This is a genomic window from Sulfurovum sp. MH2-6 (assembly GCF_058374785.1).
Genome location: NZ_CM178170.1, coordinates 1,767,184 through 1,787,638, shown reverse-complemented (window position 1 = coordinate 1,787,638; position 20,455 = coordinate 1,767,184). Strand labels below are relative to the sequence as shown.

Below are 20,455 nucleotides of genomic sequence, written 5' to 3'. Positions count from 1 at the left end.
CGTCACCTCAAATATCATTGATCCAAAGGGGAATGGATGTTTAATCTAAACAAAATGACGTTTTTTTCAGTTTGGTTACTGCTTTCCCATACGCTGTATGGTGCGTCCGGTGATACCTATACCCATCTTCAGGTCTGTAAAGCTGCACTCTCCTCTGTGATGGGGGTTGATCCAAGGGCTATTGACACAGAACAAGAAAAGGATGGGATCGTCTCTCTTCATTACCGTATAGCGGGTGAGAATGACCGGTATGAGTATAAGTGCAGAGTGGAGGGCAAGCGGGTTATCTGGGGCTCAGCAAAAGGGCGTTGGAGAACCAAAAAGGGTGATGCGCTGATCACCTTCAGTGTGAGCAACGGTAATGTCACGATAAGGGAACGTTTTAATGATGAACCGAGATCCCAGGGAACGAAGACGACTTTCCCCCTTTCCCAACTCTAGTTTTTGAAGAAAAAGCTTACGCTGCACTTCAGTCTGTAGCATAAGTGCCGTTATGATAAAATACACCAATTTTATTGAACGGTATACTATGGCATCAAAAGAGATATTCTATAACAATCAACCATTTCAGCTCTCCTATGAACTTCTTAACCCCACCGCCGAAGACGCGATCCTTATCCTTCACGGCTGGGGCAGCAACAAAGAGATCATGAAGCAGGCTTTTGGGAAAACACTTCCTGAGTACAAACATATCTATCTGGATATGCCGGGGTTTGGGAAAAGCAGCAATCAGATGATCCTTACCACCGAAGATTACGGCAGAATCGTTGCTCTGTTTTTGGAAGCGTTGGGCGTATCGCCTAAGATCGCTATGGGGCACTCGTTTGGCGGCAAGGTAGCTACCCTGTTGAATACGCCTTGCCTTGTACTGCTCTCGAGTGCCGGTGTGGTAACAGAAAAGCCGTGGTCGGTCAAAGTGAAGATCGCTACCTTTAAACTGCTGAAACCGCTGGGGTTCAAGAAGCTCCGGGATATCTTCCGTTCAGCCGATGTCGCGGGGATGAGCCATGAGATGTATGAGACCTTCAAAAACGTGGTCGATGAGGACTTTGAACACGAGTTTGCAAGAAGCCGTTCCAAAGCGCTCTGTTTCTGGGGGAAAGAGGATACGGCTACACCGCTCTATACGGGTGAAAAGATCGCAGGATTGATCCCTGAGAGCAAGTTTTACCCGCTTGACGGGGACCACTACTTCTTTTTGCAGCATAAGGCGTTTATCGCACAAACCATTACCGAAGAATGTAAGGAACAAAATTAATGTTAATACTCAACGCTATCGCCTACCTACTTTTCATTGCCGCTCTAGGGTACTACTTCATCACCAACCTGCAGTGGTACAGCTATAAGCTTGAACGTGTGGTCTTACACCATACCAAGACATGGTGGCACTTTGTCTACTTTTTGGTACCCTTTGCACTCTATGCCGTGGTAGACGGGGTGAGCGGGTTCGGGTTTATTGTCGCACTTGCCTATCTTCCGCTGCTCTATCTATGGTACAAGGGACTCGATAAGCCGCTGGTATTTACAGGTAGGGTGAAGCGCTTCTATGCAGCCCTCTTTCTATTTGCGATCTTTATTGCCGTTGCTTTCAAACACTTTGGTGTCGTACTTCCGCTTTTCCTGGCATACTTTGTCTCGATGTTCATTGAGAAGATGCTTTTTGCGGGCTTCAAGCGTAAAGCAGAGCAGAAGCTTGAAAGCATGGAGGATATGATCGTTGTAGGGATCACTGCCAGTTACGGTAAGACCAGCATCAAGAACTTCATCGCACATATTCTGAGTACAAAATACAAGACCTATGCGACCCCGCGTTCAGTCAATACACTCGGCGGTGTTATGAAAGATGTCAATGATGATCTGCCTGCCGACACGGAAGTCTATGTCGTTGAGATGGGGGCTAGAGGAGAAGGGGATATCAAGGAGATCACGACTTTTGTCAACCCGCACTATGTCGTAGTGGGGAAGATCGGTCCGGCACATATCGAGTACTTCAAGACTCTGGAGAACATCCGCAACACAAAAATGGAGATCCTGCTCAGCAAACGTTTGAAGAGTGCGTGGGTACATGAGAGTGCGATGGTGAAACCCGAAGAGAATGTGCACACCTTCGGAAGCAAGGAGAACCTGAACATCAAGACCGTGCTTCCGGCACCTCAGGCTGTTATCGAAGAGGTGAAAGCGACACTGGAGGGTACCAGCTTCAGACTTGACGGTGTAGCGTATCAGGCAAATATCCTGGGTGCTTTCAATGCGATGAACCTTGCTGCAGCGGTACAGATCGCCAAAGAGCTTGGATTGAGTACCGAGGAGATACAAGAGGGATTGGCTACTCTAAAACCTGTGGCACACAGACTCCAGCGTATCGATGCAGGCGGAAAGGTGATCCTTGATGACAGTTTCAACGGGAATATCGACGGGATGATGGCTTCCTTTGATCTGGCAAAAACGTATAAGGGAAGAAAAGTCCTTATCACTCCGGGCCTGGTTGAGGTGGATGATGCACTCAATGTAGAGGTGGCACAGAGAGCCAATGAGGTCTTTGACAAAGTGATCGTTACCGGTGACCTAAACTACCCGATCTTCAAAGCACATGTCGATGCGGGCAAGCTGGGGAAACTGGAGAGTAAAGCGAAGATGGAGCAGATGCTGGTCGAAGAGACGAGGGTGGGGGATCTGATCCTTTTTGCCAACGACGCACCCTCTTTCATCTGATTTTACTGCATCTTTGATCGAATGGGCTTTGCCTACATGGCTTCACTCCGTTCCGACCATTTTGGTTCCGAAGCTACAAAGGCAAAGCAGTTTGCCTTTGCTTAACGCTTCTCATATTCGGTCACTTACGATAAGTAAGCTCTCTCACTTCACTCACACCCATTAGACCAAACCTACAGCAAACTCAGATGAAAGGTTTAGTTACTATATTTTTGATTGACCGCTTCGTTCCGCTCAGTCATTTACTGCTGAGTAAACTCTTTCGCTCCACTTACACGCTCAAGCCAAACCTACAGCAAACTCAGAAGAAAGGGTTGACAGGTAAGTAGCAGGTAGAAGGGAGCAAGTAGCAGGGTTGGTAAGCTTTTCAGTGAAAAGCTTTTATCCATTAAGAGTGTGCAAAACCCGATAATGAAACTCTTTCACTATTCACGATTAATTCTATTCCCCCATCTTTTTCAAAAAGAGCTCATGGCTTGAGCTTTTGAGTGTCAGCCCTTTGATACCGTATCTTTTCTCCTCTTTTATGGTGAATCCATCTTTTATCATTTGATGCAGACGTTCGCTTACCCACGTATGTATCGATTGTCTGCAGGCCATACGTGTGGTATTCAGCTGTGGTGCCAAGAGGTTGTTTTCACTCTTTTTGATGAGTGCTGCACTCATACGGTTGCATGCATCAAAACCTGAGAGTTTCATCTGATCGAGATCAAGATCGAGTATCGCTCTGGCCTTGCGTACATCCTTCCCATCCATGACACGGACATGCCAGTTGCCATTGAGCGTGTTGGTTTGACTCCAAAGCAGTGTGGAGAAGAGAACTCCTGTGAAAATGAGCTTGTAATGCATGAACTGTATCCCCTGTAATCTGATTTTTGATAGTATATTGGATAATGATTAATGGAGCATTTATGAGGGCAATACTGTTTTTACTGTTGAGTACGATATTACTTTTCTCTTCGGAGTTGAAGCTGACCAAGAATCAGGCAGAGTTTATTGCCAAGAAGGTTTGGATGAATGAGGGGGCCGGACTGGACAGATACCTGGTGCACTGGAACGAGGGGGAGGATTTCGCTTCGGTGGGGATCGGGCACTTTATCTGGTTCAGCAGGGGACATACCGAGCGTTTCAGAGAGGTATTCCCTATGGTAGTTGCTTTTATGGAGGAGCGTAATGTCGTGATGCCAAAGTGGTTACATGCCAAAACACCGCTTCCATGGAACTCCAAGGCCGAGTTCTACCGTGCCAAAAAAGCCAATAGCAAAAAGTACCGTGAGCTCTTTGCTTTCCTCAAACGTACGATGCCGCAGCAGGCGGAATTTATGGCGCTAAGACTTGCTGAGGCACTTCCCCAGATGCTCGGTACGATTAAAGAGTCTCAGAAACAGCAGCTTATCAAAAGACGTTTCAACCATATCCTCTATCATGCGGACGGTTCGATCGATGAGAGAGGACTCTATATCCTGCTGGATTATACCAACTTCAAGGGGGAAGGGACACTGGAGAGTGAACGTTATAAAGGGGAGGGATGGGGGCTGCTGCAGGTTCTTGAGCACTTGGATGAAGATGCGCCGGATAAATATAGGGCATTTGCGGAGAGTGCCAAAGCGATGCTCAGCAGACGTATCAAAAACTCTCCTCCGCAACGAGGCGAAGAGCGGTGGCGAAAAGGCTGGAATGTGAGGTTGGATACCTACTGGAAGTAAACGTTTTCTTTAGTTTATATCATGTATAATACTCCCCTTCTTATCGGGGCGTGGCGCAGTCTGGCTAGCGTGCTACCTTGGGGTGGTAGAGGTCGCCGGTTCAAGTCCGGTCGCTCCGACCATTTTAAGCCTTAAATGACTTTATCTCTGTTTTACTGTCAGTGGATTTGTCAGTAAATAACGTTAAACCTCTATCCACTTTCAAGTGTTCACCTTTAATGAATTTTCCATAGTTTTGAATGATCATTTGAGTATTTGTATGACCAACAATTTGTGCGATCTCTAAAATACTTAGATCACTATACTTCAGCATAGAAACTATGAAAGTATGACGAGTACTATAGAGTTTTCGATACTCTATATTGCATTCTTTCAAAAGTTCTTTCTACACTTTTAATTTGTTGCCTGATACACTTTTCAAGTGTGTACTATCTTCTTTAGCAAAAAGTCACATACTTTTAGGCAATTTTTTAAGATATGGTACTAGATCATCAAAGATAGGGACTTCTCTTATACTCTTTTGAGTTTTTGGAGTTGTAAACTTACCTAATAGCCCAGTTGTATTATGATGAGATCAGATCATCAAGTTTTTTAAATATTGGATTCATAACTTTCATATAAAAATTAGAATCGTGAATTTTATGGATAGAAAATACTAAAATCGGGTCACTTAATGAGAAACCAGCAAAATCAAATAATGAAGTAAAAAATTTATATCCAGTATGACTCCCTAACGATGGATCATTTAATCGAGAAACATACAAATAAAAAAATGATTTCAACCTACATATTGTTTCAGCATAATCAGGATAGATTTTGATAGTAATTAAATAATAATCGTATAACGCTAAACTGTCCGTACAATCACGATATCTAACATTGAGAATATCCTGATCATGCAATTTAAATAAATGTTTTAAGAAAGAAGCTTTATGCCGAAGTATACGATTTAGATTATCACTATTTTTATTTCGCGATTCAATAAGAGATAAGGCTCTAGTACTAGATTCCAAAAAATTATTAATTTTTGAAAATCTATGAAACTTATGTTCATGTTCTTGAATAAAAGACAATAACTGATCTAAACATTCGATATTGAAAAACTCTGAATATCCATCAGATTTTGAAAGATGCGGATGGTGAAAATCATCACAAATAAAGTGTAATGTATTTTCTACTCTAGAACGATATCTTGTTTCAATAAAGTAACTTTGTTCCAAATCAAAGAAATAATTTGGATTATATTTAAAGGATGATAAACGCTGTTTTAGATTCATAGTTTTACCAATCTTTATAAGATTGCAAGTCTTATCGATTAAAATATATACTCCTTTCATATATCACCCCAACCACTCAACAGTTTTTATAAATGCCAAAGCAGAAAATGAAAGAAAGAATAGAGTTCCTAGTATCCCAATATATAGATATTGGAGACAGTCTTTATAAGAATATATCTTTTGATCTGTTTGATTTTTGTTTTTCATGATTACCCCTAACAATTTGTTTTGTTGTTAGAAGAACTATATTCCATTTTAAAATACTATGTCAATAATAAGTTTTTGTTATTTTATGTATATAAAGTATATTTAATTTATATATACTTTATATACAAATTATTCATAATTTAATTTCATTTTATAATTAAAATAATCCAAAAAAAGATAAAGTAAAAATATGAAATAATGTTTTTAAGTGTTACTTTTTGAAATAATAAAATAATAATCTATACTAGAAAACATAAAAGGAATGCTTTGGGAGCTATATGTCAAAAATGTAAAAAATATTCTTTTAACAATAAAATATGTGATTTATGTAAAAGTCAAATTGACTCTATAGATATACCATTAGAGAAAATCATATATCATGATTTATCTTTCTATCAACAACAAATTATAAAAGATTTAAAAAATATCTTTGGTACTAATTGTTTATTAGATAAAAATAATAAAAAGAATAAATTAAGGCTAATGACGAATAATATTACAGAATTTTATTTACAAAAAAAATATCATAAAGCTCGTGCTGAATTAGGAAATTTAGCTTTTTTTATTCATAATTTAAAAGCAGTTGGGGAATACAATAAAAAACTTTATAAAAAAATAAAAAAAAATATAAAAAGCAATCTTTACGATAATGCTTTTTATGGACATAAATTTGAAGTATCAATAACAGGTAGTTTATTAAAGAATAAAATAAAATTTAAAAAAAGAGAATCACCAGATTTTGAAATATATAATAATAAAACATTTTTTCTAGAATGTACATCAGTCAAATTCGATAAAAATCCTCAAAATGATGAAATTGTAGAGAAAATTATTAAAAAAATTTTAGAAAAGAATAAAAAAACATATGCAAATAATAAAACTATTCTTAGTATTGATATTACAAATATGTTTGAAGTAACTAGTCATACTGGATTACACTATTTAAATGAAAATGCAATAAATAAAATAAAAGAAGTCATCTATAAAGAAGTTAAATATGCAGCTATCACTCTTCATGTTCAAGTATATAAAAAATTTGAACAAAATTTTATGGATGGTACAATAAAAATAAAAAATAAAAATCTTCATCAAGAACTAGAAGAATTATTAGATCAATTTGTCTCAGTAAAAGGAAAATATTATCCCTTAACTGAACTTGAAATGCCAAAAATGAAATAATATTATCACTTCTCTTAGAGGTGGGACGGGGAAAATATTATTATATTATTTGTCAGTGATAACCCCCTACATGGTCAACAAAGTTTTTAAAGATTAATGTTAAACTTAAAATTATTTTATTTTTTTGATAAAAAGAGGTATGAAGTTTTATGGATGTAACTAAATGGTATATAAAGAATAGACCAATATATAAAAGACTAGCAGAAAAAGTAGAATCTTTACTTTCTGAAGTATTTGAAATGCAAAATATTTCATATCATATTATTACTTCACGAGTAAAAGAACTAGAAAGTGTAAAGGGGAAAATATCTAAGGGAAAGTATGATAATCCTCAAGAGCAAATACAAGATTATGCTGGAATACGAATTATTACATATGTTGAAGATGAAGTTGCAAAAGTTTGCAAAGTAATTGAAGATATATTTGATATAGATACTGGAAATAGTACAAATAAAAGTGAAGAATTAGGTATTGACAAAGTAGGTTATAAATCCATCCACTTTATAGCGTCATTAGATAAACTAAGATTAGAACTACCGGAAAATAAACAATACACAGGCAAATACTTCGAAATACAGGTGAGGACAATCTTACAACATGCCTGGGCAGAAATTGAACATGATAGAAACTATAAATTTACTGGAAAACTACCTCCTGAAATAGGAAGAAGATTTAAAATCTTATCTGGTGTTCTTGAAATGGCAGATAGAGAGTTCAATAATATATCAAATGAGATTGATTTAATTGCAAAAAATACTTCAGAGAATACAGCAAAAGGGTTTTTGAATATTCCTATTAGTTCTACAACATTAAATCAATTTCTACTTACTCGTTTTAAAGAATTGTTTGAGGGGAAAGGAAATCTATTAATTCCAAGTACTGATGCCGAAATAATAACTGAATTAGAGATGTTTGGGTTAAATACTCTAGAAGATATAAATAAATTAATCACTGATAAATTTGAAAATGCAATTAAAATATTATCTGATAAACAACGTCAAATTTATGAAACCGGTTTGATTAGAAGAATTTTGATTGTGACTGATCCTGATAAATATTTTAATGAAGTACTTCAGTTAGAACATTCACCAGAACTATGGATTTGGTCAAATCATGAAAATTATGATCAAGAATATGAGTTTTTTATGAATTGTGGAATAGATTGGCATGAATTAGAAAAAAAATATAGTGTTAAACTTACTGATTACTAATATCTTGAATGAGAGTTTGGCAGACTCTGCCAAATTTGTTCGTATTTTGTTTGCCAACAACTAACTGTTTTTTAAGTGAGTGCCGTATTTACGGACTTCGGTATAGAGTAGGGTAGTTTTCAAATCCCTCACACTGCTAAGTCAATCTGTCAGTGAAATTGTCAGTCAAAAGTGCCCATTATCTACTGACAATTATTTTTAAATTCTTCTCAATCCCCAAAATAGGGGGATACAGAGATTTGTTATTTGGGTTCAAGTCCGGTCGCTCCGACCAGTGTATCGTTATCTCATGTATACCTTCACTCTGATTTTTTTCAAAATGACTGATCTTTTCATTGCTACAAAGCATTTTCTAAAATAGTATAAGAGGGTAATATATAAGCGTGAGATGCGTGGAATAAAAGAGGGTGCCGCGGCAGCGTGCCGCGGACTTTCGGTCCTAGAGGAAGAGTTCGCGTTTTACACCTGCAAACCACTCTCTTGTCGCTTTACCTGTTCCTTTTGATCGGAATTTACCATTCCCGTCTTTTGGCTTAGGAACATTTCCTTTCCCTACAATCATACCGTTTTCATGTGCAACAAACTCATGGGTTACCATGATCGCTTCTTCCGGGTTTCCGCTGACCATAGAGTAACATACGTTACCTACAGGCACCGGCAGACCCGCTTTTGGATCAAATGATTTTCCAGCAAGCTGAGCAACAACCTGAGATGCAGCACGTTTTGCCGTCCAGATCGCTGTATGACCGCTTGGCGGGATACCATGACTTACCGCATCACCGATCACATAAATATTTTTATCCGTTTTTGATCTGAGCGTATATCCATCCATGAGCGCAAATCCTGCAGGATTTGTTTCAAGCCCGGCCATTTTGATCACCGGTGAACAGATGTTGTTCGGGATAAGGTTACATACCTGGTATTTGATTGTATGTTTTGTTGCTTCTTCAGGGTCCGCTTCAAGCAGTGAGACTTCATCATTGAACTCAAGATAGGTGATCTCATTTTTTGCAGGATCGACATCGATTACCTTGGTAAATCCTTTATAGTCAATGATCCCGTCATAGAGGTCTTTCCAACTCTCTTTGAATGCTGCACCTTTGGAGAACTTACCGCCTCTGGTATCAAGTACGATCACTTTTCCTTTGATTCCCTCTTCTTTTAAATAATTGGCGACCATGGATGTTCTCTCATACGGTGCAGGAGGACATCTGTACTTTCCTTGTGCAGGCGGCACGATCACTACATCACCGTCATCCATATCGACAAGCTGTCTCTTGAGTGCAAGGTGTTCGCTCCCCGGCATCAAAGCCGCAGGACAAGCCTGTGCTACATGCGCGATCTTCTCCTCACTCCAGTCAGGGAACTCTCCCTTGTAGTCATAGGCGATACCCGGAGAGAGTACCAGGATATCATAAGTGAAGGTCCCGTTTGTTGTGGTCACTGTTTTGGCTGCTCTGTCGATCGCCGTTACCTCTGCCTGTACAAAATTGTACCCGTGCTTTTGAGCAGGTGCATAGAAGTCATGTGTCAATGTTTCGAGGGAAACATCTTCAAGACCGCCAAGATAGGTGTTGCTGAACGGACATGCCATAAAGATATCTTTCTTCTCGATCACAGTTACATCAATGCTTTTATCTTTTTTCTTCAGCTCTTTTGCTATCGTCAGACCGCCGAAACCGCCGCCCACTACAAGAACTGTTTTTCCGCTTGCCTTGTTTGCCATTTCCGCTGCATCAGCTGTTGTGACAGCTACTGACGGGATGACGGCAGCTGCCGCAGCCACACCTGCAAGTTTAAATAAATCTCTTCTTTCCATACTCATATGAACCTTCCTTTTTTTTGATGTACCGCTATCTTAACAAGTAAAACTTAAATAAATTATGAATTTTATAGATTAATTTAATAAAAAATATAAAATAAAATTTACTAATAATAATTATTAGTTTGCGCGTAACCTCATATGACACGAGGTACACTCTCTCAGTGCCAGGCCATAGTTGTGGGCTACCGCATCCATATCCTTGCGATCAAGCTCCTCCAGCATCTCATTGAGATACATGGAGAGCATCAGTTGTCTTTTTTTTGCAAACTTATAGGCGTACTGCTGTTCTTTATCGAGAAAGTCTTTGGGATCGACATGTTCCAGGTGAGCAAGAACGGATTTGATATCTTCTGCACCTTTGATGATACATTTGCCTTCTTTGCATCTGTAGAGCAGTCCTGACTGGATCTGTTCCATCCCCTCTGCCATCGTGATCATATCCTGGATCCTGTCTGCTTTGGTATAGGGTTTCTCCTCCGCAGTAAGTGTTGTTGCTGCAAAGAGAGAGGTGAAGAGTAGTAGTTTTCCGAATTTTCGTATCATGTGTTGCTCCTGTTTAGTATTGAATAATATCTTTAGAAAAATGCTTAAGCGTAACCACTTTTGCCTCATCTTTCACGAGTCTTTTTGCTTTTCTTTTATTTTTATAGTATTTTTTGAATTCCGGTTTGAACGCATCCATATAGTCGTGAAAGCGGTTCGGTCCCAACGCCCCTACTGCCCAGATCTCATCATTGTCATCGATCTCGAGTACAATCTGTGTCAATCCCTCTGTTGCAGGCCCTGCAATGGCTTTTCCTCCATTGACCGGGTCAAAAGCCGAAAGGTGGGAGGAGCAGACAAATACGCCTGCCTCTTCTGCTTTGGGCAGGGCAAGTGTTTTCCCTTTTCTCTCAAGGTACTGGAAGAAGCTGTCATCGGGAGTAGGATGTGTCATCTGGTGCGGGCAGATCGCCGAATAGGCTACGATAGAGTTGTTTTTTCCAAGACCGCCTTTGAAGATATATTCCGTACCGTCATCTGCTTTGAGTTTGACATTTGTGTTTGCCGGGCGTCCCAGATCTACCAGGATACAGGGGGTAGCGATATGGGGAAAATTGAACACGTAGTTCTCTTCGACCGTCAAGGCACTTGCTTTGAGCGGATTGCCCTCTGCATCTTTCAGCTGTACCTTCTCATAGCTCTCATAAAGTGAAAGCCCATCCTCTGCATAGAGCCTCTGTGTGATAAGGGAGGGAGCGATTACGACAGCCATAGCTGAAGCTCCTGTGATTTTTAAAAAACTTCTTCTTTGCATTAGAATCCTTATGGTTAAAATTATCTATTTATTATAAGTACAGATAGATGAAAATTCTATTAAATAATTTAATTAAGTGATCATAATGCATTTTTTTTCTGCTTGTAGCGATAAAAAGGGGTTCCATTACGTGTATTAGGCCTATCCGTGGTGCGTTTTGAAGATATAGGGAGGAAAAGCGGATCGCTCGAACCCCTGTGAATGATGCAAGGTGGTCGCATATTCCGGGCTTATTTCCATCCCCGTCCCTGAAACTCACTGGCCTCGGCAATAATGAGCAGTGCTTCGGGGTCACTCTTTTGAATCAGACGCTTGAGTGCTTCGATACGTGAAACATCTACAGCAAGGAAGATAATGCGTTTCTGCTGACCCTTGTGCAGCCCTATACCGCTGACAATCGTACCGTGCTCTTCGATCAGTTCGCGTATCTGATCGGTAAGTTGTTCTGTATTGTCTGAAACGATATTTACCAGTTTACGGGAAGAACGGCCGGTTAAAAGCATATCAACGACCTTTGAAGTAATGTAGACACTTACCATGCTGTAAAGAGACTGGTCGATACGATCATAGACAAAGAGTGAAGCACCCATGATCATCGCATCGATGAGCAACAGTACCTCCCCGGTTTTATACCGGCTCTTCATTGCTACGATCTCCCCCACTACCGAGGTACTTCCTGTCGATGAACGCCCTTTTATGATCAACCCGACACCCAGACCGATAAATATACCGCCAAAAATGGCTGAGAGTAACGTATCGTGTGTCAGGGCAGGCAGGAGCAGTACTTCTCTGAAAAGGTCAGTAAAAAGTGAGGTCAATGCTATCGCTATAAATGTTTTGAGTGTGTAATATTTCCCAAAATAGAAATAGCCCAAAACAATAAAGGGTATACTCACCAGTGCAATCAGTGTCCCCAGCGTCAATGAAGGGAACAGCATATGGAGGAGTAAAGAGATACCGATACCCCCTCCGGTGATGATCTCATTGGGAGAGAGAAACCCTACTGCACCAAAGGCAAGTGAGAGTGCGCCAAGCAGAACAAAAACAGTTTGAATCAAGTGAGTATAACGATCCATAAAAAGGACTCCATCTATAGTATAAAATTGCCTATACGGCTAAATCTCCTGCCTTTTAGAAGGGCTATTTGGAGGATGATTGATTTGCGTACCAAAGGGCCAACCAGCAAAATGGCGGGGAGCGCAACCATAAAGGCTTGATACCAGGCGTTGTACCAACGTCCTAAAAAGGTGTCAGGCAGACCGGGCTTGATAGAGGTAATAACACCTGACATAATGCGTGACATTTTGAGGGAAATGAGAAAAGCAAAGAGTAACTGTTCGTACTTTTTTGGTATCATAGGGCTGCTTTCTCTATCGGTTACTCTGTCATTGCATTGACCAGATCAAACGGAGAACGGCGGTTTTGTTTGGCAATATCACGGATAGTGTCGGCATTGTTTATCGTGATCCCCATGGCTTTTAATTTTGACTCAAATCTCTCTCTATCACTTTTTAAGAGAGGCAGAGAAACCTCCAACGGTGCATCCAGTACAGCGATAATGATCTTTTGTTTCGGATTCTCCCCATTTCCTGACGAAGCGATAAAAAAAAGAGAGATAATCCCCAGAAGCAAGAGGTAGACTGAAAACTGTCTCTTTCTCATATGACGCTGCATCGGTTTCCAGTGGGAGTATAGATGCAGGCCGGCGACCCCGACAAAAAAGAGCCCGAGTATCTCATGCAGCGCTTTAATATATGTTTCAATAAGATGGAAGTAGAGGAGTACCCCGGTCGTACCGACGACCATAAATACCAGTGCCGTCAATGAGGTGATACCTGTCTTTATCTCTTGGTCTGTCATCTCTATCCTTTGTTTGAAGTAAATCCTCATACGGTTAGCTTTTGTCAACGCTGTAACTCCCTGACATCAGAGACGAGGAAATAAGTAGATCACCTGCTGGAAAGCCTCTTCCGGCATAGCTTTGCATAAAGATAGCATAAGGGGACTTAAATATATCTTCCCAGAAAGATACTAAGGGTAGTGTCGCTGATCTATAAAACACTGTTTATGGTATAGTATTTTATCAATTCTAAGGCAGGTTGCAGGCATGATATTGGAGAAGTTGTATACGGATGATGCTTATATTATAGATGGAGAGGGGAAGAGAAGGGGACCATACAAAACAAGGTTTGGAAGCGGGAACACGCTGACCTTTCTGGATGAAGCCCTGGAAATCGTGGTAGATACCGGTTACTGGATTGTCAGACCGCTTGATGATGGCGGCGAGATGGTGTTTACCGTCACCGGGTATACGTTCCAGGAGGGGATCAATAGAATTCCTCCCCAACATCTCTTAACGATTGAAAATAAAGAGAACCCGAAAGCGGAAAGAGAAGCTCTCCAAAAGAGTCTCGAAAATCCCAATAGGCTGGCAACAGGGGATGATCATGTTGTGAATATTCCTGAGGCTTTTATTGAACTGATGGAGAGAATAGACGCTAGCGATATGACTGCGGAAGAGAAAAAGGAGGCCAAAAACGGGATCAAAAAACTTTTGGGGAACAGGGGTGTGTCGGCGATTCTCGGTGACGCTTCGTCGGGATTGTTGCTTCTATTGGACTAGGTCATAGATGCTGATCTTTAGGCTTTTCATTCCGAGGCTCTGTTTTTCTCTCTCATCTCTTGTGCGGTAAAGAGCTTGTTGCAGTGGTTGCATTTGTAGAGAGGCGGGACCCTGAGAAGGAATTTTCTCAAAAATCCTCTTTTTTTCCTCTGGATATCAAAACTTTTACAATGCGGACAATATCTCCGTGATTCCATTTCAATTCCCCCTCCCTGTCAAAAAATATTTGATCTTCTGCCAATCCCTCATTGTATATAATCTATGTTAAATGTATGTTATCTCACTGAAAATGAAAAGTCTTTAGGCAGTGCGTACAGCGTAGATCATTGTTCATCCATAATGAGTGTAATGATAAGATCTATTGATTACAAAGCAGTAACCCGCTTGGAATAGCTATCTATTGAAGATGAGGTAATATAAAACAACCTTTCTGCACCCCGATTCCTGGTTGTTACTTTACATCTGGCAGTTCCGTAAAGATCTATTTTGAAAAAATAGATGGATATGAAGTAGAGATAGGGTAAAATATTTTTATGAATAAAATGGACAATCAACAACAATGAGCGAAGGTTTGAAACTCTCCTATTACTTTGATAGACTCTCCAAATACAGTGGTATTTTTGCAGCTTTTCTGGTTGTGCTACTTTCATTGCTTGTAGCCTATGATGCGGTGATGCGTTACCTTTTCAGTGCAGGCTCCATCGCGCTGCAGGAGGTGGAGTGGCATCTTTTTGATATCATTTTTCTTTTGGGGCTGACCTATGCGCTCAAACATGACAAACATGTCAGGGTGGATATCTTCTTTGACCGTTACAGTGTCACGACCAAGGCAGTCGTACAGATACTCTCACAGCTCCTTCTTCTGATCCCCTTTTCACTGCTTTTTATCTATGATGCCTATGATATGACCTACCAAAGCTACATTCAGCAGGAGGTCTCATCTGATCCGGGAGGATTGACGCATCGGTGGCTGATCAAAGGAATGCTTGTAGTGGCATTCGTACTGCTTCTCGTCCAGTCACTGAGTGAGATGATAAAGGCATACAAAAGAGTAGAGCATAAAAGTGTGCTTTGGAAGTCGCTGGGGATTATCGCTCTGCTGGGGATGCTTGTCTATGCCGCATGGTATCACCGAATGGCCTACTGGATCGACCCTGTGATCCTGATGTTTGCCTTGACCCTATTTCTACTGATGAGCGGGTTTCAGGTGGCATTTGTTTTTGCCGGAGCGGCACTCTTCTTTGCTTTGATCACCGATGAGGTGGGACTCCATGTCCTGGAGATGCTGCCCTACAGAACTTACGGGATCATGGGGAATGTCACCCTGATGGCAGTACCGCTTTTTATCTTTATGGGATTGATACTGGAGAGATCAAAAATGGCGGAGGGGCTGCTGATCTCTATGGGCAAGCTTTTTGGTAGAGTGAGGGGCGGTCTTGCGGTCTCTGTGGTACTGGTAGGGGCGATACTCGCTGCAAGTACGGGAATCGTCGGGGCATCTGTAGTGATGATGAGCCTGATCGCCCTGCCGCTGATGCTGAAGCAGAACTACTCGCCGGCACTTGCTTCGGGAAGTATCGCTGCAAGCGGTACACTTGGACAGTTGATCCCGCCTTCAATCGTGCTGATCATCCTGGGTGATCAGATGCACCTTTCCGTAGGGGATCTGTTCAAAGCTGCTGTTATCCCCGGTCTTATTTTGATCGGACTTTATATCCTCTATATACTGATCATCTCATTTTTGAACAAAGAGGTGGCACCTGCGATCGTCTCCGATGAACCTTACGGTGAAGTAGTGAAAGAAGCGATCAGGGAGATCATACCGCCGCTGCTGCTTATCGGCGTGGTACTCGGGTCTATCTTTGCCGGGATTGCATCACCATCCGAATCTGCAGCGATCGGGGTACTGGGTGCGGTACTGTTAGCAGCAGGAAAGAGAAGCTTTTCACTAGGGATGTTGCGTTATGCAGCGATAGAGACAGTAAAGCTGACAGCAATGATCTTTATGATCCTGATCGGTGCGACCGCATTCTCATTGGTTTTCAATGAGCTTGGCGGCGGAGATATGGCAATGGCGTTCTTTGCCGGTGATCTGGGCGATAAGTGGATGTTTATTTTGATCGCAATGGTCGTGATCTTCGTGCTTGGGTTCTTTATCGATTTTATCGAGATCGCCTTTGTCGTGGTGCCGATCCTTGTTCCGATCATTGCCTCTTTCGGGATCGATCCTATCTGGTTTGCGATCCTGATCGCGATGAACCTTCAGGCCTCTTTCCTCACCCCGCCTTTTGGATTTGCACTCTTTTATCTTAAAGGTGCAGCAGGAGATAAGGTCACGACTTCTGCGATCTATAAAGGGGTGATACCGTTTATCCTTCTGCAGCTGCTTGCGTTGATGATCATCGTGTTTTTCCCTGATCTTATCTACCTGCTTGGGAAGTGATATCCTGATCTTTTGTCAGGTTTTTGCTACAATAGAGAAATCGAAGGAGTAAGTATGACGCCACGGGAAGCGATAGATTCACTGAGAACACAGATGAATGAAAAGATCATTGGTCAGGAGAGGGTTGTAGACCGTTTCATTATGGGACTGCTTGCAAGTGGTAATGTTCTGGTAGAGGGATTGCCGGGGCTTGCCAAGACGCAGACCGTACGGGCGATGTCAGAGGTGATCGATGCCAAGTTCTCCCGTATACAGTTTACTCCCGATCTTCAGCCTTCGGATGTCCTGGGACGGGAGAAGGTCTTTGAAGTAGAGGGAAAACCCGTTTTACATCTGGAGAAGGGTGCCATTTTCGGGAATGTGATCCTGGCTGATGAGATCAACCGTGCTCCTGCCAAAGTACAGTCAACCATGCTTGAGGCGATGGAAGAGAAACAGGTGACAATCGCCGGGAAGACCTATCCGCTTCCTGAGCTCTTTATCGTTCTGGCGACACAGAATCCGATCGAACAGACGGGTACCTTCCCGCTGCCGGAAGCCCAAAAAGACAGGTTTTTGATGCATGTAAAGATCGATTATGTCGATACGGCTTCTGAATATCAGATCCTTGAACTGGCGCACAATAAGCGGATGAAAACAGCGCTAAAAGAGGAGCCGAAGATTCCCCAGGAGTTGATCCTTGCCGCGCGTGATGAGCTTGAGCGTATCGGGCGCAGCGAAGAGATAGGAAAATATATTGTCGAGCTGGTCTTTGCGACACGTTATCCGCTCCGCTACCGGAGTAAACAGCTTGAGATGCTGATCGAAGTAGGGGTGAGTCCCAGAGGAACGATGGCCCTGGACCTGTGTGCAAGAGTCCATGCCTGGATGCAGGGGAGGGATGAAGTCGCTGTCTCTGATGTCAAAGAGGTGATCCATGATGTCTTCCGTCACCGGATCATCCAGACAGAGCATGCCAAGTTCAACGACTTTACCAATGATAAGATCATTGATATCGTTCTGGCGCATGTGCCCGCACCTGAAAAGTAATTTTTGTTAAAATAGCGTATGCAGAATGATATGATAATAGAATTTAAAGAATCCACGGTAGAGAATCTGAAACTTTACAGCGAACTGCTCGGCAAAGATGTCAATACCATGCTTGAAGAGGCTTTGGAGCTCTACTTTGAGGCCCAGCAGAAGATGCTGCTGGAGAAGAATCTTGAAAATGAGAATATGATGACCAACCTGGACTACGACGAGTTCTGGGACGGTGTGGATCTCTAAGTGACACCGCAAAGAGTCTCCGAACTGTTGGACAGGGAGGTGTCTGATCTCACCTATCTCAGCAGCGGACAGATAGGGGATATCTATCAGGCACGACTGGATCACCGTTCTGTTGTGATCAAGACAACGGCAGAGGAGAGAGCTGACCTGATGATAGAAGCAAAGATGCTTCAGGACCTCTCAACGAACGGAGTGCGTGTCCCGGAAGTGATCGTCTCCACCAAAGCGGCGCTGGTACTGGAGTATATCACTCCTTGCCGCAGTATCCATTATGATAAAGAGATCGAAACTGCCAAAGCGTTGGCATCACTGCATCAGGTGAGTAACGATAGCCGGATGTACGGCTACTACTACAACACAACGATTGCTTCCTTCACCCAAAACAACGAACAGACACAATACAACTGGGCACTGTTCCTCTCCCAGATGCGCATCCTGCCGATGGCAAAGCTGTGTTATGACAGAGGCGTCCTGGAGAAGTCTCTGCTGAAGCGGATTGAGACTCTCTGCAGCGGGCTCTATAGACGTATCGATATGAGCCGGATCACACCATCGTTGCTGCATGGGGATATATGGAGCGGCAATCTGCTTTATGAAAAGAGCGGTGTATGTTTTATCGATCCGGCGATCTACTTTGGAGACAGGGAGATGGAGCTGGCTTTTCTCCTGCTTTTTCATACCTTCGGGAAAGAATTTTTCGAGGAGTATACCAAAGTCCATGCTCTAAGCGGGGAGTTTTATGAGACCAAGGTCCCACTTTACCAGATCTATCCGCTGCTGGTGCATGCTGCACTCTACGGAGGGGGATATATCATCGAACTGAAGCAGAGACTGGAGTCTCTAAAGGTATGAGAGTGAATATCCGAAAGTTACTCAAAGAGATCGTGATCTTTGCCGTATTGCTCTTTGTGGTCAGTAGCCTCCTGAGTTATCTCCGCAGTCCCGAACTTCAAAGCAGCCAATTACCGCAAATAGAGGCTAAGCTGATAGATGGCAGCACTTTTAGAAGCAGGGAGATGGAGGGGAAACCCCTCATTGTACATTTCTGGGCGACCTGGTGCCCCACCTGTAAAGCCGAAGCTTCCAATATAGAGGCGGTCTCTGAGGAGTATGAGGTAGTGAGTATCGCGGTGAATTCGGGATCAGATGAGGTACTCAAGAGGTATATGAGGGAAAACGGCTACCACTTTCGTGTACTCAATGATACCCGGGGAAAATGGGCAGGGATCTTTCATGTTGAGGTTTTTCCTACGACATTTATCTTTGATTCAAAAGGGGAGTTGCAGTTTACTGAGGTCGGCTACACGACGACACTGGGATTAAAGGGCCGTATGGGTATTGCGGAATAATTATTATATTAAAATTAATAATAATTTAAGTTAATTGTATATTTTTTATACAGTATGACGGTATATGAATAGTCATAAATACTATATACTTACTTTAACGAAATTATATAAGAGGTTTAAACAACCTCGTATTGTTACGACAACAAGGTAGCTAGGGTTCCGATCTTTTAAAGATGACTGGTCCGAGAGCAACCGGCTCTTAAGTAGGGTTACACGGAGGGATAAAAGCCCGGGAGGAATACTACCTCTTATGTGTTTCAAATCTATTTAGGAGATACAAGATGAACTCATCTACATTTACCAAACTTTTTAAAAAAATGGCACTCACTGTTCTGGTTTTAGGACTTTCAATCAATTCATCATATGCTGAAGTCAAAGAGAAGTTCCAGGTCTCATGGACGATCTATGTCGGCTGGATGCCTTGGGATTATGCCCAGCAAAAAGGGATCGTCGACAAGTGGGCCAAGAAGTACGGCATTGAGATCGAAATGGTGCAGGTCAATGATTACATCGAATCGATCAACCAGTACACAGCTGGTAAGTTCGATGGCTGTCTTATGACTAATATGGATGCACTTACGATTCCCGCAGCCGGAGGTGTTGACTCTACGGCGCTTATCATGGGCGACTACTCCAACGGTAATGACGGTATCCTGCTAAAAGGGAAGAAAAACCTTGCCGAGATCAAGGGACAGACGGTTAATCTTGTCGAACTCTCTGTATCGCATTACCTTCTTGCACGTGGACTTGAAACAGTCGGTCTAAGTGAAAAAGATGTGAAGGTTCTCAACACTTCTGACGCAGACATGGTCGCAGCTTACGGTACGGATGAAGTGACGGCAATGACAACGTGGAATCCGCAGCTCAGTGAGATACTCACTACCAACCCAAGTGCAAATCTTGTTTTCGATTCGAGTAAGACTCCCGGTGAGATCATCGATATGCTGGTAATCAATACAGAGACGCTCAATGACAATCCTAAACTTGCTAAGGCACTGACGGGTGCATGGTTTGAAGTCATGGATCTGATGAAAAAAGGGGATGAGGAAGCACTGACGTTTATGGCGAAAGCTTCAGGTACGGACCTTGCAGGATACAAAAGCCAGCTGGATTCGACCATGATGTTCTATGAAGCGTCGGATGCGGTCAAGTTTGCTAACAGTGAAGCCTTGCCTAAGACGATGAAAAAAGTGAGTGAATTCTCATTTGAACACGGAATTCTGGGTGAAGGTGCACCGGATGCAGCATTTATCGGTATGGAGTTCCCTGGCGGCAAAACCTTTGGCGATCAAGGCAATATCAAGCTTCGTTTTATTGACACCTATGTCAAGATGGCTGCGGAAGGAAAACTGTAAGGTTT

At 42.2% G+C, this 20,455-nt stretch carries 21 protein-coding genes, 1 tRNA gene and 1 riboswitch; of the genes, 14 read left to right on the top strand and 8 right to left on the bottom strand.

Annotation, left to right across the window (positions count from 1 at the left end; translation table 11 throughout):
- Positions 1-36: 36 nt before the first annotated feature.
- Genes AC4JOV_RS09190 through AC4JOV_RS09180 form a run of 3 tightly spaced genes read left to right on the top strand, consistent with a single transcriptional unit; the run spans position 37 to position 2,712 of the window.
- Entirely contained in the window at positions 37-441 is a 405-nt protein-coding gene (locus tag AC4JOV_RS09190) for a hypothetical protein (protein WP_229937877.1), read from the top strand.
- Between the two features lie 52 nt (positions 442-493).
- The gene (gene estV, locus AC4JOV_RS09185) at positions 494-1,258 is read left to right on the top strand and encodes an EstV family lipase (RefSeq protein ID WP_491522137.1); all 765 of its coding nucleotides are present in this window, start codon (positions 494-496) and stop codon (positions 1,256-1,258) included.
- Positions 1,258-2,712, top strand: coding sequence for a Mur ligase family protein (locus tag AC4JOV_RS09180; RefSeq protein ID WP_229937879.1), 1,455 nt, complete (start codon positions 1,258-1,260; stop codon positions 2,710-2,712). The genes estV and AC4JOV_RS09180 overlap by 1 nt, the downstream gene beginning before the upstream one ends.
- A 441-nt stretch (positions 2,713-3,153) precedes the next feature.
- Here the strand turns inward: AC4JOV_RS09180 and AC4JOV_RS09175 are convergent, their stop codons facing one another.
- Positions 3,154-3,561, bottom strand: coding sequence for an META domain-containing protein (locus AC4JOV_RS09175; protein WP_229937880.1), 408 nt, complete (start codon positions 3,559-3,561; stop codon positions 3,154-3,156).
- Positions 3,562-3,623: 62 nt separating this feature from the next.
- Between AC4JOV_RS09175 and AC4JOV_RS09170 the strand changes: the two genes are divergently transcribed.
- Positions 3,624-4,418 carry a hypothetical protein gene (locus AC4JOV_RS09170; RefSeq protein ID WP_229937881.1) on the top strand — a complete coding sequence of 265 codons (795 nt, stop codon included), beginning with the start codon at positions 3,624-3,626 and terminating at the stop codon, positions 4,416-4,418.
- 44 nt (positions 4,419-4,462) lie between these two features.
- Positions 4,463-4,540 (top strand) — tRNA-Pro (locus AC4JOV_RS09165).
- 441 nt (positions 4,541-4,981) lie between these two features.
- On the opposite strand, the gene AC4JOV_RS09160 is transcribed toward AC4JOV_RS09165, so the two are convergent.
- Positions 4,982-5,755, bottom strand: coding sequence for a GIY-YIG nuclease family protein (locus AC4JOV_RS09160; protein WP_229937882.1), 774 nt, complete (start codon positions 5,753-5,755; stop codon positions 4,982-4,984).
- Positions 5,756-6,169: 414 nt separating this feature from the next.
- On the opposite strand from AC4JOV_RS09160, the gene AC4JOV_RS09155 reads away from it, so the two are divergent.
- Together AC4JOV_RS09155 and AC4JOV_RS09150 are read left to right on the top strand one after the other, a co-directional pair.
- The gene (locus tag AC4JOV_RS09155; protein WP_229937883.1) at positions 6,170-7,081 is read left to right on the top strand and encodes a hypothetical protein; all 912 of its coding nucleotides are present in this window, start codon (positions 6,170-6,172) and stop codon (positions 7,079-7,081) included.
- A gap of 149 nt (positions 7,082-7,230) precedes the next feature.
- The gene (locus tag AC4JOV_RS09150) at positions 7,231-8,292 is read left to right on the top strand and encodes a GTP pyrophosphokinase (RefSeq protein ID WP_229937884.1); all 1,062 of its coding nucleotides are present in this window, start codon (positions 7,231-7,233) and stop codon (positions 8,290-8,292) included.
- A 439-nt stretch (positions 8,293-8,731) separates the two neighbouring features.
- On the opposite strand, the gene AC4JOV_RS09145 is transcribed toward AC4JOV_RS09150, so the two are convergent.
- The 6 genes from AC4JOV_RS09145 to AC4JOV_RS09120 form a co-directional block, all read right to left on the bottom strand.
- Positions 8,732-10,117, bottom strand: coding sequence for an FAD-dependent oxidoreductase (locus AC4JOV_RS09145; protein WP_229937885.1), 1,386 nt, complete (start codon positions 10,115-10,117; stop codon positions 8,732-8,734).
- 117 nt (positions 10,118-10,234) lie between these two features.
- Positions 10,235-10,660 carry a hypothetical protein gene (locus tag AC4JOV_RS09140; RefSeq protein ID WP_229937886.1) on the bottom strand — a complete coding sequence of 142 codons (426 nt, stop codon included), beginning with the start codon at positions 10,658-10,660 and terminating at the stop codon, positions 10,235-10,237.
- A gap of 13 nt (positions 10,661-10,673) precedes the next feature.
- Positions 10,674-11,414 carry a Rieske 2Fe-2S domain-containing protein gene (locus AC4JOV_RS09135; protein WP_229937887.1) on the bottom strand — a complete coding sequence of 247 codons (741 nt, stop codon included), beginning with the start codon at positions 11,412-11,414 and terminating at the stop codon, positions 10,674-10,676.
- Between the two features lie 230 nt (positions 11,415-11,644).
- Positions 11,645-12,490 (bottom strand): YitT family protein, encoded by an 846-nt coding sequence (locus AC4JOV_RS09130; protein ID WP_229937888.1) that lies wholly within the window; start codon positions 12,488-12,490, stop codon positions 11,645-11,647.
- A 14-nt stretch (positions 12,491-12,504) separates the two neighbouring features.
- Positions 12,505-12,771 (bottom strand): DUF2798 domain-containing protein, encoded by a 267-nt coding sequence (locus tag AC4JOV_RS09125; RefSeq protein WP_229937889.1) that lies wholly within the window; start codon positions 12,769-12,771, stop codon positions 12,505-12,507.
- Between the two features lie 20 nt (positions 12,772-12,791).
- Positions 12,792-13,274 carry a DUF4405 domain-containing protein gene (locus tag AC4JOV_RS09120; protein ID WP_229937890.1) on the bottom strand — a complete coding sequence of 161 codons (483 nt, stop codon included), beginning with the start codon at positions 13,272-13,274 and terminating at the stop codon, positions 12,792-12,794.
- A 253-nt stretch (positions 13,275-13,527) separates the two neighbouring features.
- Between AC4JOV_RS09120 and AC4JOV_RS09115 the strand changes: the two genes are divergently transcribed.
- The 7 genes from AC4JOV_RS09115 (at position 13,528) to AC4JOV_RS09085 (ending at position 20,450) form a co-directional block, all read left to right on the top strand.
- The gene (locus tag AC4JOV_RS09115) at positions 13,528-14,037 is read left to right on the top strand and encodes a hypothetical protein (RefSeq protein WP_229937891.1); all 510 of its coding nucleotides are present in this window, start codon (positions 13,528-13,530) and stop codon (positions 14,035-14,037) included.
- 559 nt (positions 14,038-14,596) lie between these two features.
- Positions 14,597-16,480, top strand: a complete 1,884-nt coding sequence (locus tag AC4JOV_RS09110) for a TRAP transporter large permease subunit (protein ID WP_318532954.1) — start codon at positions 14,597-14,599, stop codon at positions 16,478-16,480.
- Between the two features lie 54 nt (positions 16,481-16,534).
- Entirely contained in the window at positions 16,535-17,509 is a 975-nt protein-coding gene (locus AC4JOV_RS09105) for an AAA family ATPase (RefSeq protein WP_229937892.1), read from the top strand.
- An 18-nt stretch (positions 17,510-17,527) separates the two neighbouring features.
- The gene (locus AC4JOV_RS09100) at positions 17,528-17,746 is read left to right on the top strand and encodes a hypothetical protein (protein ID WP_491522136.1); all 219 of its coding nucleotides are present in this window, start codon (positions 17,528-17,530) and stop codon (positions 17,744-17,746) included.
- A complete protein-coding gene (locus AC4JOV_RS09095) occupies positions 17,747-18,598 on the top strand; it encodes a fructosamine kinase family protein (RefSeq protein WP_229937894.1) in 852 nt (283 codons plus the stop codon).
- A complete protein-coding gene (locus tag AC4JOV_RS09090; protein ID WP_229937895.1) occupies positions 18,595-19,095 on the top strand; it encodes a protein disulfide oxidoreductase in 501 nt (166 codons plus the stop codon). The genes AC4JOV_RS09095 and AC4JOV_RS09090 overlap by 4 nt, the downstream gene beginning before the upstream one ends.
- Positions 19,096-19,235: 140 nt before the next feature.
- Positions 19,236-19,333, top strand: a riboswitch (guanidine-I (ykkC/yxkD leader).
- 43 nt (positions 19,334-19,376) lie between these two features.
- Positions 19,377-20,450, top strand: coding sequence for a putative urea ABC transporter substrate-binding protein (locus tag AC4JOV_RS09085; protein ID WP_229937896.1), 1,074 nt, complete (start codon positions 19,377-19,379; stop codon positions 20,448-20,450).
- The last annotated feature ends 5 nt before the right edge of the window (positions 20,451-20,455 follow it).